This is a genomic window from Streptomyces sp. NPDC002520 (assembly GCF_053595235.1).
Genome location: NZ_JBSFXG010000011.1, coordinates 208480 through 222584 on the forward strand (window position 1 = coordinate 208480; position 14105 = coordinate 222584).

Genomic DNA, 14105 nt, shown 5'->3' on the forward strand with positions numbered 1-14105 from the left:
GATCTCCAGCCCGCGTCTCAGCCCCGGCGGCGCGCACCGGTGTCCCCCGTTCGCGGTAACGTGAGCCCCCTATGAACGCCAAGCCCGACGTGCGACTCCCCGCGGTTTCTGTGATCATGCCCGTCCTCGACGAGGAGCGGCATCTGCGCGGGGCCGTCCAAGCGATCCTCGCGCAGGAGTACGCCGGCGAGATGGAGGTCGTGATCGCCCTGGGTCCGTCCACGGACCGCACGGACGAGATCGCCGCCGAGCTCGTGGCCGAAGACCCCCGCGTGCACACCGTCCCGAATCCGACCGGCCGTACCCCCGCCGCGCTGAACGCGGCGATCAAGGCCTCCCGGCACCCCGTCGTGGTCCGTGTCGACGGCCACGGCATGCTCTCCCCGAACTACATCGCGACTGCCGTACGGCTCCTGGAGGAGACCGGCGCGCAGAACGTCGGCGGCATCATGCACGCCGAGGGCGAGAACGACTGGGAGCACGCGGTCGCCGCCGCCATGACCTCGAAGATCGGTGTCGGCAACGCGGCCTTCCACACCGGTGGCCAGGCCGGCCCCGCCGAGACCGTCTACCTGGGTGTCTTCCGCCGTGCGGCGCTGGAGCAACAGGGCGGCTACAACGAGGAGTTCATCCGCGCCCAGGACTGGGAGCTGAACTTCCGCATCCGCGAGGCGGGCGGGCTGATCTGGTTCTCGCCCGAGCTGAAGGTGTCGTACCGGCCGCGGCCGAGCGTGAAGGCGCTCGGCAAGCAGTACAAGGACTACGGCCGCTGGCGCCATGTGGTCGCCCGCTACCACGAGGGCTCGATCAACCTGCGCTACCTCGCCCCGCCGACGGCGGTCTGCGCGATAGCGGCGGGCTTGGTGGTGGGCGCGCTGGTGACCCCGGTGGGCTTCGTGATCCCGGGAGGCTATCTCGCGGCGGTCGTCCTCGGGTCCGTCCCCGCGGGCAGGGGCCTGCCGCTGAAGGCCCGGCTGCGGATCCCGGTGGCCCTGGCGACCATGCACATGTCGTGGGGTTTCGGCTTCCTGACCAGCCCCAGGTCGCTCGCCAAGCGCGTGATCGCCTCGCGGCGGCCGGCGGTGCTCGAGCCCCGCTGAGCGCCTGAGACCCGATGAGTGAAAGGGGCCCCTCCTTCCGGGAGGGGCCCCTTTCAGCCGCTCATCCGCCGCACGTGCTCGTGCCGCCTACCACTGGTAGGGCCGGTACACGTCCATGCACTGGGTGTCGTCCGAGCCGTTGATGGCGTCGGAGTTGCCGGGCAGCTCACCGGCCTTCGGGGGGGACTTCTTCGGGTAGGTGTCGCCCGTGCGCCAGTCCGCGCCGACGACGACCGTGACACCCGACACGTCGGTCGACCGCTCCACCTGGCTCGCCGGGATCCCCAGCGCCTTGGCGACGGCCTGTGCGTCGCCCTCCAGCTCGGCGCTCGGGTAGCGCACCACCGTCTGGTCGGCGGCCTGTGCCGGCGAGGTGTCGAACGTGGCCCTGCCGTAGCCCTGCTGCACGAGCAGCCGGCCGACCGCGGACGCCCGGCCCTGGGCGGCGGCCTCGGTGGAGGACTGGGTGGCGTTCTGCACCAGCACGCCGAGCTGGGCCGCCTCGACCGAGGGGGTCTTGGCCGGCGGGGACGTCTCCGAGACCTTCTTCGCGCCCGACGGCTTGCCGTTCTTGTCGAACGACACGTCGTCGCGGAGCATCTGCCAGATGCGGTCGGCGCCGGCCTTCTCCGGCACGACGTGCTCGTCGTTCTGCGGGTCCGTCACGTTGGGCATCGTGACCGACGTGATGCGGTTGGTCGGCACCGACTTCAGCTCCATGCCGAGGTCGTAGAGCTTCTTGACCGTGCCGATCTCCTCCGACACCTTGAGCGACTTGGTCGCCGCCTCGGCCAGGCCCATCAGGCGGCCGCTGTCGGTGAAGACGTTCTGCTGCTTGAGCGTGCGGATCATCGAGTTCAGGTACATGTGCTGGGCGCGCGCACGCATCAGGTCGCTGCCCCAGGCGTGCCGGGTGCGCAGCCACTGCAGGGCCTGCACGTTCTTGACCTTGTGGTGACCCTTGGTCAGCTTCAGTCCCGAGCCGCCCCGCTGGGCGGCGGTCGAGCGGTCCCACACGTTCTGGTTCACGCAGACGTCGACGCCGCCGATGGCGTCCGCCATCCGCACCACGCCCGCGAAGTCGATCGTCATCCAGTGGTCGATGTAGACCCCGGTGAGGTTCTCCCAGGTGAGCAGCGTGCAGCCGGCTCCGCCGCGGGCCAGCGAGGTGTTGATGATGTCGTTGGTCTCCGGGTAGACCTTCCCGGTGGCGGGGTCCTTGCACTCGGGGATCTCGACCCGGGTGTCGCGCGGAATGCTCACCATGGCGGCGCTCTTGCGGTCCGCGGAGAGGTGGATGAGCATCTGCACGTCGCCGAGCGGCGGGTTGCCCCGGTTGTCCTTGCTGCCGCCGAGTTTCACGTTCTCGTCGGAGTTACGGCTGTCGGAGCCGATCAGCAGGATGTTCAGCGGCGTCTGGCCGGCCGCGTTCGGCTTGGTGCGGTGGGCCTTGGAGTCGTCGCCCGGGACCCGCTGCCCCTTCTGGATGTTGTCGTTGAGGTGCTGGTAGTAGAGGTAGCCGGCGCCCGCCGTGCCGAGTATCGCCACCGTGAGCACCATGGCCGACCAGCGCAGCACGCGCCGCCTGCGACGCCGCCGGTCGGTCCTGGAGCCGCCACGACGCCTTCCGCCGCGCCGGCCGGACGACCCGTCCGGCGCTTCGGCCTCCTGCGGATCGAGCGACGTCGCGTCCTCGTCCGCAGGTGCCTTCCCCCGTACATCGCTCTGCGACAACTCCGTGCCTCCCCACCCTGCGCCGAACAACGGGTCCGTCCCGCGCCGGGTTAGACGCCCGACGGACCCGTTGGGTTACCTATGAGGCGCACTCGACCTTGTCTGCCGTGGACTGGCCGTCGACCTTCGGCGGCTTCCTCGGCCCGGTGAGGGGGACGCCCGCACCCTTGAAGTCCTTGCCCAGGGTCAGCGTCATCGTCGGCAGTCCCTGTGCGTTGAGCTCGCTCTTGCCCGGTTTCAGCGCCGAGCCGGGCAGCCCCATGAGTGCGGCCAACTCCCGTGCCTGGGAGGCCTGGTCGGGCGCGTACTCGAGGGTCGTCTTCGCCAGCGGTGCCGGCGCGTTGCCCGAGTTCTCCGACTTGAGGACGCCCTTGTCGGTCTGCATCCAGTTCAGCGTCTCCTGCGCGCTGCCCGGCTGGGCGCCGCCGTTGAGGATCCGCACCCGCACCTCGGAGGGCTCCGACCTGGTGCCCTTGAGACGGGCGGCCTGGGCGTCCTTGGCCGCCTTCTCCTTCTTCTTGACCTCGGTGAAGGAGACGTCGTTCCTGATGGCGTCGAAGACCTCGGGCGACTTGTTCGGATCGACGATGACCGTCTTGTGGACGACGCCGTCGGCCGGGTTGTCCAACACGGGCACCGTCACGAACGAGATGTTCTTCGGCGGCACTTTCTTCAGCTCCAGCGCCACGTCCTTGAGCGTGCTCACCTTGCCGATGCCCTTGTCGACGGTGAGCGCCTTGGTGGCCGCGTCCGCCAGGTCCAGGAGCTTGGTCGGGCTGGTCAGGGTGTCGCTGGAGGACATCTTGCGCATCAGGGAGCCCATGAACTTCTGCTGCACCTTGATGCGGTCCAGGTCGCCCTGGTTGCCCCAGCTGTGCCGGGTGCGGACGAAGGCCAGCGCCTGCTCGCCCTCGATCTTGTGCTTGCCCGCGGACAGCTTCAGGTGCGAGTCCGGGTCGTCGACGGCGTGCGCGAGACACACGTCGACGCCGCCGACCGCCGACGTCAGCGTCTTGACCGCGTTGAAGTCGACCATCATGAAGTGGTCGGGCTGTATGCCGGTGACCTCCTTCACCGTGTTCATGGTGCAGCCAGGGTTGCGGTCATCCTGGCCCAGGCTGGTGTTGAAGCGGACCCCGTCCGTGCCCGGGACGACCTTCTTGGTGCCGTCGGGCTGGACGACCTCGCAGTCCGGCACGTTGACGATCAGGTCGCGCGGGATGCTCAGCGCGGTCGCGTTCGTCCGGTCCTTGGAGACGTGGAGCAGGATGTTGGTGTCCGCGTGCCCGACGCTGCCCTTGTCGCCGTAGCCCTCGTTGCCCTTGCCGGTCCGCTTGTCGGTACCGATGATCAGGATGTTGAAGGCGTCGTTCTTGCTGAAGCCGTTCTTGGCCGCGTCACCCACGTCCTGGGTGGTGACGTTGCCCTCAAGGTGCTTGAGGTAGAGGTAGCCGGCACCGCCGACGACGACCAGGACCAGCGCCAGGCCGCCGCCCGTCCACGCCAGCGCCTTCTTCGCCGTCGACTTCTTCTTCACCGGCCGCCGGCCGCGCCGCCCCTGCGGCGGCTCCGGCTCGCCGCGGCGGGCGCGGCGCGGCGCGGGCGCGTCGCCGCCGCGCCCCTGCCGGGGCTCACGGGGCGGCGCTTCGCCGTCGCGTGAGCGCGCGGCACCACCGTTGTCACGGGCCCGCGGTCTGCGCGGGCCGGGGACGGACGACTGCGGTGCGGAAGGACCCAGTCGCAGTTCGTATTCGCCGGTGTCCGGATTGAGCACCCACTGGTCTGCGGGATCGATGTTGTCCGCCCGCCCACGGCCTTGCGCGTCCACGGTTGTCCGAATCCTCCGTCGGGGCCACGCGGCGCCTTCCCCCTTCAAAGGCGCTCGGGTCTCGCTGAAACAGTGCACGACCCCAGGTGGGACATCGCGGTCGGGTGCACCGGATCGCTCACACTATCCGCCCAGTTCAGCGTCGAGCGACGCTGGTGACAAATTCCACGTCCCTACAACCGGGCAATCCACCGCATTCCTCTGGACAGAAGTTCGGCGACTTGGTGTGCGCATTACTCGCAGGTGTGCTCGGCCGCGGTGTTCCCGCGGAACGTCGGCGCGGGGGAGGGGGCGTTCGCGGGGCTTCCTCCCCGCGGAGCCTCCTCGGTGTATTCGCGGGGCATGTCCTTCGCCACAGCCACCGGCTGGTCCGCCCGCAGCCGCGCGAACAGCTTCTGGGCGGCCGGCTCCACGAGTTGATCGCGGTCGGCGTCGTAGACGTACGACTCCCGCGGCACCGTCAGGAACTGCACATGTTCCGTGGGGATGTCACGAAGTCCGCGGACCAACTGGTACAAGCCACGCAGACTTGCCAGTTCCGGATCCGTGGTGAGCGAGGAGGTCGCCGCGTCCAGCACCGGATACAGCTTCACCGGATTCAGCAGGACGTCGTTGCCGCGCACCTTGTTCACCAGCGCGCCGAGGAAGACCTGCTGCCGCTGCATCCGGTCGGTGTCGCTGCCGTCCCCGAGCGACTTGCGGGCGCGCACGTACCCGAGCGCCTGCTCCCCGTCGAGCGTCACCCGGCCCGCGGGAAGCCTCAGCTTGGCCGCCTTGTCGTCGATCGGTTCCCTCAGGCACACCTGCACGCCATCGACGGCGTCCACCATCTCCTTGAACCCGCTGAAGTCGACGACCACGTGATGGTCGACGCGGACGTCCGTCAGCTTCTCGACCGTACGGATCGTGCACGCCGAACCGCCCACCTCGAAGGCCTGGTTGAACATCGCGAACACCGGCTCGCTGCGGCTTCCGTCCGCTCGCAGACAGCCGGGGATGTCCACCATCAGGTCCCGGGGCAGCGAGACGGCGGTGGCACTGTGCCGGTTCGCGGCCAGGTGCAGCAGGATCGCCGTGTCCGAGCGCTCGGTGCCCGGATCCCGCCCGTACCGGTGGTTGCCGTCCCCGGCCCGGGTGTCCGATCCGACCAGCAGGATGTTCTGCGCGCCGCGCACCAGCGCCGTGGGCCGTTCCCGTTCGTAGCGGGCCAGTTCCCGGGCGGCCGCCTCGTCGGCGGTGATGTTCCCGCTGAGCTTGGCGTAGAGAGCCCACCCGCCTCCGCCGGCCGCCACGAGCAGCGCGGCCGCCCCCAGCGCGGCCCGCTCGCTCCACCGCCTCCGTCGCCTTCGCACAAGTCCCGCCCCGGTGGCGGAGGCCCCGAGACCGGGACCGAGGGGCTGTCCGGGGGTGACGGTCACCTGCGGCCCCCCTCACGGCGTACGAGACATCACGTCCTGTTCCTACGACCATGGGGGGCGGGGGAGTCCGGAGGCGCCCTGTACTGCTCCGGGCGGGGGACGGCGGTACCGCCACCGCCCCCTTCTCGCCGGCGCACCTCTTTTTCGGTGGTGCCCCGAGTTCTCAGCGACGCACCGACGTGACCTTCTCGCTCTCCACGCGCCTGGCGAGGCCCTCCTCGTCCAGCAGCCCGAGATTCCGGCACAGCACCACGGACCCGCCGACCGCCAACGGCGCGTACAGCCCGGCGCTGAGCCCGTCCCAGGTGTCGTACGGCAACCCCGACAGCAGCCGGGACCCGGGCCCCGTCAGCCCCAGCGCGCCCTCCTCCGCCGCGGCCCGCTCGACCACCTCGGCCCCGCTGAACTCCGCCCCGGCGACGATCAGCGCCGGCTCCTCCGGGTCCACCGGGGCGAACGGCGCGAACCGGTCACCCTGGCTCGGCACCTCCACCGCATAGTCGACGAACCCCTCCGGAGGACCTCCGGGGAACCGTCCGCCCAGCGGCCGCAGCGCCAGCGCGACCCGCTCCCCGCGGCACGCCCGCGCCGCCTCCAGCGAGTCCGGCCCGCTGACCACGACGTCGGCGGCCGCCGCATCCCCGCCGACGTCCGCCACCGCGCCCACCGACGAGCACGCCAGCAGCCACACCGCCGTCTGCCAGTGCGCGGGCAGCAGCAGCGCCACCCGGTCGCCGGGAGCGGCGGCCAGATCGCCCTGAAGAAGATTGGCGGTCTTGGCCACCCAATTGGCGAAGGTGGCCACGGACAGTTCGACGCGTTCGCCCGTGGCGTCGTCGTAGAAGGTCACCAGGGGACGGCCGGGGTCCGCGGCGAGCGCGGAACGCAGCAGGTCGGCAGGGGTGCGATCGGTGGCATTCACCCGCGCAAGGGTACGCCGGGGCGCGTGCGCGCACCGAGCGACCGGGCCACCGGTTCGGACGAACGGTTCCCGACAGTCCGTCAGTTCCCCTGTGGACTGATATGAACAAGTATGTCCAGGAGTCCACGCCCTGGGGTTCAACAGCAACAGCACGGGCATCGCCGTGCTCGGCGGTTACGGCTCGACCGAGCCGTCCGGCGCCGCCGTCAAGGCCATCGCCCGGCTCGCCGCGTGAAAACTCGGACTCTATGGCGCCGATCCGCGCGGGAAGACATATCTGACGTCAGGAGGTGGCAATCTCTACCCAAAGGGGAAGAACGTACGACTGAACGTGATCTCCCGCCATCGGGACGGATACGCCACCGACTGCCCGGGCAAGCGGCTCTACGCGAAGCTCGGTTCGGCCCGTTCCAGTGCGGCCCGGTACCAGGGGCGCCGAGGCCGGGAGAGCGCGTTCGCCGCCGTCGGGAAGGACGGGTGCGGGCGGGTCGCGGGCGATCGGGGGAATCCGCGCGCCGATCTCGCCGGACACCCGCGCGGCCATCGAGGGCACCGTCGCACGGTCTGCATACACTGGCCGGCCGACACGATCAGTTCGGCCGGTCCCGGCAGGAAGCAGAGACGACAGGTGACAGAAGCGATCCTCCTGGTCGGCGGCAAAGGCACCCGGCTGCGGCCGCTCACGGTGCACACCCCCAAGCCCATGGTCCGGGCGGCCGGAGTGCCGTTCCTCACGCACCAGCTGGCGCGCGCGAAAGCCGCGGGCGTGGAACACATCGTCCTCGCGACGAGCTATCTGGCGGAGGTCTTCGAGCCGTACTTCGGCGACGGCGCCGCCCTCGGCCTGCACATCGAGTACGTCACCGAGGAGGAGCCCCTCGGCACGGGCGGCGCGATCCGCAACGTGGCCTCGCGACTGCACTCCGGCCCCGACGACCCGGTACTGATCTTCAACGGCGACATCCTGACGGGCCTGGACATCAGGGCACTGGTCGACACCCACGAGTCGACGGGCGCGGACGTCTCCCTGCACCTGACGAAGGTCACCGACCCGCGGGCGTACGGCCTCGTCCCCACCGACGGGACGGGCCGCGTCCTGGCCTTCCTGGAGAAGCCACAGACGCCCGAGGAGATCGTCACCGACCAGATCAACGCGGGGGCGTACGTCTTCCGCCGCTCGGTCATCGACGCGATCCCGGCGGGCCGCCCGGTGTCCGTGGAACGCGAGACGTTCCCCGAACTCCTCTCCGCCGGAGCCCACCTCCAGGGCATGGTCGACTCCACCTACTGGCTGGACCTCGGCACCCCCGCGGCCTTCGTACGCGGCTCCGCCGACCTGGTCCTGGGCAGGGCCCCGTCCCCGGCGGTCCCCGGCCGCTGCGGCGACCGCCTGGTCCTGCCCACGGCCAGGGTCGCCCCGGACGCGAAGCTGACGGGCGGCACCGTGGTGGGCGAGGGCGCCTTCGTCGCCGAGGGCGCCCGCGTCTTCGGCTCCACGATCCTCCCCGGCGCCGTCATCGAACCCGGCGCCGTCATCACCGACTCCCTCATCGGCACCCGGGCCCGCGTCGGCGAACGCTCCGTCCTCACCGGCACGGTCATCGGCGACGGCGCGGTCATCGGCGCGGACAACGAACTGCGCGAGGGAGCGCGGGTGTGGTGCGACGCGCGCATTCCGGCGGGGGCGGTGAGGTTCTCCTCCGACCAGTGAGGGGTGTGGTCGAGGGGGAGGCCTGTCCAGGCCCGGGAGCATTGCCGGGTGCGGGTGGGTCCGTGCTGGTCGCGCAGTTCCGCGCGCCCCTGTCCGGGGGCGCGGGAATTGCGCGACCAGCCGAAACGGACCGGAAAACCGGAGCACGGCCCGCGGTCCAGCGGCGGTGTCCAACTGCGGTGTTCCGGCTCAGGGCTCCTTACAACAACCCGATGTCCACCCGAGGCATCTTCGGCGCCCGCCGGGCCGGCGTACGCCCGCTCAGCAGGATCAGCCGCGCCGCCCGATGCCGCTGCCCCGCATACGGCTCCAGCAGGCGCAGCATCTCCGCGTCGTCGGCGTGACGATCCCCCGCCAGCGCCCACCCCACGATCCCGGGCAGATGGAGATCCCCGACGGTCACCGCGTCCGGCGCCCCATGACTGCGCTGCACGACCTCCGCCGACGTCCACGGTCCGATCCCCGGTACGACCTCCAGCCGCGCCTGCGCCTCGGCCGCCGGCATCCCCACCGCCTGCTCCAGCCGCGCGGCGACCCGCACGGCTCGCAGAATCGTCGAGGCCCGCTTGTCGTCGACGCCGGCCCGGTGCCACTCCCAGGACGGGATCAACGCCCAGGTCCGCGCCGCCGGCATGACCCACATCGGACGCTCGCTCGTCCCCGCGGGCCCCGGTGCCGGCTCGCCGAACCTCCGTACCAGCAACCGCCACGCCCGATACGCCTCGTCGGTCGTGACCTTCTGCTCCAGCACCGACGGGATCAGGGACTCCAGCACCAGCCCGGTCCGTGTCAGCCGCAGCCCCGGCCGCCGGTGCCGCGCCAGCGCCACCAGCCGGTGCCGGGGCACGAACGCGCCGGGGTCGTCGGCGGCCCCGAGCATCTTCGGCAGCTGCTCCAGCAGCCACTCGGCGCCGGGCCCCCATGCCTCGGCTCGCACCTCACCGCCATGGCCGTGGACCCGTAGCGTTCCGGGTCCTACAGGTGTCCGGCTGGCCCGCCACACGGAGCCGTCACGCGTCGTCCGGAACGTCGGATCGGCGGGCCCGCGCCGCAGCGGCCCGAGCACCAGCCCGAGATCCAGGGGCCCGTCCGGCACCCATGTGCGGTCCCGGGCAGGGCCCACCGCCTGCCGCGGCACCCCGGGGGCCGCCGCGGGCACAGCGGTCTCCCCACCGCGCACGGGCATGGGGGCACCTCCCACGCCTTTCGGGCTGCGGGGGAGCGTGGGCCGCGGAGCGAATCGTCCTGCCACGAAAGGATTCCCCAAGTTGTCGGAGTGGTCCTACGAGGGTAGGCGGCCGTACGGCACGGCCGCCGCTGTTCGTCCGAGACGCTCATCTGACCTCGATGAACGCCTCCGCATCCCGCTCCGGCCGTGCCCGCGGCTCCTCCGCCGGATGCCCGATCGCCACCGCGCCCATCGGATCCCAGCCGGCCGGCAGGTCCAGCACCTCGCGCACCACGTCCCGGCAGAACATCGTCGAGGACACCCAGGCCGACCCCAGCCGTTCCCCGGCCAGCGCGACCAGGAAGTTCTGCACGCCCGCGCCCGCCGCGACCACGAACATCTCCCGCTCGGCGGTGTCCCGCCGGGCATCGCCGTAGGTGTGGGAGCCGTCCATGACGAGGCACGGCACGGCCAGGTACGGCGCACCCCGCAGCACGTCCCCGCGCCGCACCCGCTTGGCGACGGACTCCTCGCTCCTGCCGTCCCTGCGCAGGTCGGCGATCCAGGCGTCCCGCATCGCGTCGAGCAGCCGTACCCGCGACTTCACCGACTCCAGCAGCACGAACCGCCAAGGGGTGGTGTGGTGCGGTGCCGGCGCGGTCAGGGCCGTGGCCACCGCGCGGCGCACCGCGCCGGGGTCCACGGGCTCGTCGGTGAAGGCCCGTACCGTGCGCCGCCCGCGCATCGCCTCGCGGATCGCCTCGGAGGTGCCGAGCCGGAACATGTCGTCCCGCGGGCTCCGCACCAGCGCGCGAGCCCCCTCGCCCGGGTCGTCCGTCGAGGTCACCGCGTGGGCCAGCCCCCGTAGTACGGCGACCGGCCGCCCCTCCGCCTTGCCCTTGACCAGGTCACCGGCGGCGGCCAGCTCGTCGGCCGTCGCGACGACGGTGGCGCTGAGCGGGTTGCCGTGCGCGTCCGCGCCCCCGCGCAGATCGTCCAGCACGCGCACCCCGGCGGCGCCGATCGCCACGTCCGTGAGCCCCGAGCGCCAGGGCCGCCCGAAGGTGTCGGTGACGACGACCCCGACGTTGACGTCGAGGGTGTCGCGCAGCCCGTCGCGGATCGCGCGCGCGGACGCGTCCGGGTCCTCGGGCAGCAACAGGACGGTGCCGGCGGGGGTGTTGGAGGCGTCGACCCCGGCGGCGGCCATGACCAGGCCCTGCCGGTTCTCGACGATGCGCAGCGCGCCGCGCCGGGCCACCACCCGGACCGTCTCGGCGTCGATCGCCGCCTCACGGTCGATCGCCTCGACGATCCGGCCCTCGGCCTTGGACACGATCTTGGAGGTGACGAGCAGCATGTCCCCGTCGGCCAGAGCCGGTTCGGCCGCGGCGATCAACTTGGCCAGATCGTCGCCCTGTTGCACCTCGGGAATCCCAGGCAGCGCCCAGACCCGGTACGTGGGACGCTCCTCGCCGCCGTGGCCGGGGGGTTCCTCGCTCACGCTCCCCGCACCTCCTCGGCCAGCGCCAGCGCCTCCCGGGCCATCTGCGCGGTCGCGTCCACGTCGGTCATCATCAGCGGTACGGCCCGGCAGCGGATGCCGTCGGCCTCGATCTGCCCGACCGCGCCCGCGTCGACCGTGTCGACCAGCCAGCCGTCCAGCAGCCCCGAGCCGTAGTGCGCGGCCACCGCGGCGGCCGTGGACTCCACGCCGACCGCGGCGAGAACCTTGTCGGCCATCCCGCGCACCGGCGCATCCCCGACGATGGGGGACAGGCCGACCACCGGGACACCCGCCTCCGCGATGGCCTCACGGATGCCGGGCACGGCGAGGATCGTGCCGATGGACACGACCGGGTTGGACGGCGGGAAGAGGATGACGTCCGCCTCGGCGATGGCCTCCAGCACTCCCGGCGCGGGCGTCGACTGCTCGGCGCCGACCGGCACGACCGCCTCGGCAGGCACCGAGGCGCGCAGCCGCACCCAGTACTCCTGGAAGTGGACGGCCTTGCGCTCGCCCTCCGTCTCGACCGCCACGTGGGTCTCGACGCGGTCGTCGGTCATCGGGATCAGCCGGACGCCGGGCTTCCAGCGGTCGCACAGCGCCTCGGTGACCGCGCTCAGCGGATAGCCGGCGGCCAGCATCTGCGTCCGCACGATGTGCGTGGCGAAGTCCCGGTCACCGAGCCCGAACCAGTCCGGGCCGACGCCGTAGGCCGCCAGCTCCTCCTTGAGGTGGAACGTCTCGTCGGCCCGTCCCCAGCCCTGCTCCTCGTTGATGCCGCCGCCCAGCGTGTACATCACCGTGTCGAGGTCCGGGCAGACCTTCAGCCCGAAGAGATGGATGTCGTCGCCGGTGTTGCCGATGACGGTGACGTCCGCGTCCGGCACGGCCCGCTTCAGACCGCGCAGGAACCGGGCACCACCGATGCCGCCTGCCAGAACCACAATGCGCATGGCCCAAGTCTTGCAGGCTGGTACGACAACGCGTCAGGTGGCCGGGGGTGGTTCAGGCGTTCGCCGCGTGCGGCTCGCTCCGGGCCGCGCAGTTCGGGGTGTGCATCGGCATCTCGGTCAGGCCCGGGTAGTACACGTGCAGGCTCACCGCGGGCTCGAACGCGTCGTTGACCACCTCGTGCACGTACCCCGGCGCGAACACCCGCTGGGCCCCTGCCCGCAGCGCGCGCGTGCCCCGCTCGGTGTGCTCGGTGAGCGTCCCCTCCAGGACGGTGAGGACACCGGAGGAGCGGCCGTGGTCGTGCAGTCCGCTGCCCTGTCCGGGCACCCAGGACAGCAGCCACACCTCGTACCCGGGGCCCGTGCGCAGCCGGTGGTACCAGCGGGTGGTGGCGTCGTACCGGACCAGGTGCGCCCACTGGGAGCGGTCGGCGGCGATGGCGCGGGCGAGGCCGACGTACTCGGCGACGGTGGTCGGGTGCTCGCGCGGGGGCTGGAGCAGGTGCTGGACTTCGAGGATGTCGCCGGCGATCTGGAGGTCGTTGTCGCTGTTCATCGGGGTGCGCTGGTTCCTCGGTGAAGAGTGGGGCTGGCTGGGTGTCGCGTGGCGCGTCCGCCCGGGTCACGGGCGTGCGGAGTGTCCTGGAGAAGGGTTCAGGAACGGGGAAACGCGGCCGGACCGAGATGGGTCCGGGGACAGCTGGAGCGCGATGGGCTCAACAGCTGGGACAGCAACAACAGCTACAGCGCGCGCGGGCGGCACCGAGGGACCCGGCGGTGCGGGTCGAGGTGGGTGCCGAGTTCGCGAGCATGCCCTCTAGGACATCGGTTCACACCCGCACTGTCAACCCGACGCCGGGCATGTGCGACATGTTTCACCTCATCCGGTACATCTCCAAGGTGAATGGTTTGTTCATCGGACCCCGAGGAACCATGGCGCACATCCGAGTGGTGAGCCTCGCGGAACGCGATCGAACGCGGGGGCGTCCTTCTTCGTACAGAGCCCTGTACGGGTCCGCTGCCCCTCCGGGCCGCTGCTGCGTGTCAAGGTTTATGGCGATTTGAACACTTTCCGCACGGCCTTGGTTCCGCAGAGTGAATAACGGACCCAATAGCAGATCTCGGCTTGACTCGCCCGGAGCAGCACACTTGTAATTTCACTCGTGTCGTTCAGCCGAAATCGGTAACGGCTACGCACGGGGACGCGAAAGACAGACGAGGGGCGCACATGACCGAGCTGGTGCAGCAACTGCTGGTCGACGACGCGGACGAGGAACTCGGCTGGCAGGAGCGCGCGCTGTGCGCGCAGACCGACCCCGAGTCCTTCTTCCCCGAGAAGGGCGGCTCGACCAGAGAGGCCAAGAAGGTCTGTCTCGCCTGCGAGGTCCGCTCCGAGTGCCTCGAGTACGCCCTCGCCAACGACGAGCGCTTCGGCATCTGGGGCGGCCTGTCCGAGCGTGAGCGCCGCCGCCTGAAGAAGGCGGCCGTCTGAAGGCGACGGTCTGCGCGCACGCCCGCACCGGAGTCGTCACCGCGCCGGAGTCGTCACCGCGCCGAATCGCCATCGAACCGAATCGCCATCGAACCGAATCGTCATCGAACCGAATCGTCATCGAACCGAATCGTCATCGAACCAAATCGTCACGAACGGCCCGTCGCGGGTGGGTTATCCACAGGCGGCGGGCCGTCGTCATGGTCAGCCGATAGTGTGGTCGCTCGTCCGAGACGCCCCGCTGCCCCCTCGGGGCACAGGCGTCCACCGCA

11 protein-coding genes and 1 pseudogene are annotated in these 14105 nt (G+C 71.1%); 4 read left to right on the forward strand and 8 right to left on the reverse strand.

The window, feature by feature from the left end:
• Positions 1-71 precede the first annotated feature (71 nt).
• Entirely contained in the window at positions 72-1100 is a 1029-nt protein-coding gene (locus ACWD5D_RS18395; RefSeq protein ID WP_451373734.1) for a glycosyltransferase family 2 protein, read from the forward strand.
• 87 nt (positions 1101-1187) lie between these two features.
• Here ACWD5D_RS18395 and ACWD5D_RS18400 read toward each other — a convergent pair whose 3' ends face one another.
• From ACWD5D_RS18400 to ACWD5D_RS18415, 4 genes are all read right to left on the reverse strand, one after another.
• Positions 1188-2834 (reverse strand): LCP family protein, encoded by a 1647-nt coding sequence (locus ACWD5D_RS18400; protein WP_451373735.1) that lies wholly within the window; start codon positions 2832-2834, stop codon positions 1188-1190.
• 79 nt (positions 2835-2913) lie between these two features.
• Positions 2914-4662, reverse strand: coding sequence for an LCP family protein (locus ACWD5D_RS18405; RefSeq protein WP_451373736.1), 1749 nt, complete (start codon positions 4660-4662; stop codon positions 2914-2916).
• A gap of 233 nt (positions 4663-4895) precedes the next feature.
• Positions 4896-6080 carry an LCP family protein gene (locus ACWD5D_RS18410; RefSeq protein WP_451373737.1) on the reverse strand — a complete coding sequence of 395 codons (1185 nt, stop codon included), beginning with the start codon at positions 6078-6080 and terminating at the stop codon, positions 4896-4898.
• Positions 6081-6243: 163 nt separating this feature from the next.
• Positions 6244-7002, reverse strand: coding sequence for a TIGR03089 family protein (locus tag ACWD5D_RS18415; RefSeq protein WP_451373738.1), 759 nt, complete (start codon positions 7000-7002; stop codon positions 6244-6246).
• 118 nt (positions 7003-7120) lie between these two features.
• Between ACWD5D_RS18415 and ACWD5D_RS18420 the strand changes: the two are divergent.
• Together ACWD5D_RS18420 and ACWD5D_RS18425 are read left to right on the forward strand one after the other, a co-directional pair.
• A pseudogene (locus ACWD5D_RS18420) lies at positions 7121-7438 on the forward strand (N-acetylmuramoyl-L-alanine amidase); the annotation flags it as partial.
• Between the two features lie 192 nt (positions 7439-7630).
• Positions 7631-8713 carry a sugar phosphate nucleotidyltransferase gene (locus tag ACWD5D_RS18425; protein WP_451373739.1) on the forward strand — a complete coding sequence of 361 codons (1083 nt, stop codon included), beginning with the start codon at positions 7631-7633 and terminating at the stop codon, positions 8711-8713.
• Positions 8714-8912: 199 nt separating this feature from the next.
• Here ACWD5D_RS18425 and ACWD5D_RS18430 read toward each other — a convergent pair whose 3' ends face one another.
• The 4 genes from ACWD5D_RS18430 to ACWD5D_RS18445 all read right to left on the reverse strand — a co-directional run bounded on the left by ACWD5D_RS18430 (position 8913) and on the right by ACWD5D_RS18445 (position 12897).
• Entirely contained in the window at positions 8913-9965 is a 1053-nt protein-coding gene (locus ACWD5D_RS18430; protein ID WP_451373740.1) for a DNA-3-methyladenine glycosylase family protein, read from the reverse strand.
• An 82-nt stretch (positions 9966-10047) separates the two neighbouring features.
• Positions 10048-11385, reverse strand: a complete 1338-nt coding sequence (locus ACWD5D_RS18435; RefSeq protein WP_451373741.1) for a coenzyme F420-0:L-glutamate ligase — start codon at positions 11383-11385, stop codon at positions 10048-10050.
• Positions 11382-12341 (reverse strand): 2-phospho-L-lactate transferase, encoded by a 960-nt coding sequence (cofD, locus tag ACWD5D_RS18440; protein ID WP_451373742.1) that lies wholly within the window; start codon positions 12339-12341, stop codon positions 11382-11384. Before cofD ends, ACWD5D_RS18435 begins: the two co-directional genes overlap by 4 nt.
• Before the next feature lie 52 nt (positions 12342-12393).
• Positions 12394-12897 carry a cysteine dioxygenase gene (locus tag ACWD5D_RS18445; protein WP_451373743.1) on the reverse strand — a complete coding sequence of 168 codons (504 nt, stop codon included), beginning with the start codon at positions 12895-12897 and terminating at the stop codon, positions 12394-12396.
• Positions 12898-13569: 672 nt separating this feature from the next.
• Between ACWD5D_RS18445 and ACWD5D_RS18450 the strand changes: the two genes are divergently transcribed.
• Positions 13570-13833, forward strand: a complete 264-nt coding sequence (locus ACWD5D_RS18450; protein ID WP_003975777.1) for a WhiB family transcriptional regulator — start codon at positions 13570-13572, stop codon at positions 13831-13833.
• Positions 13834-14105: the final 272 nt, after the last annotated feature.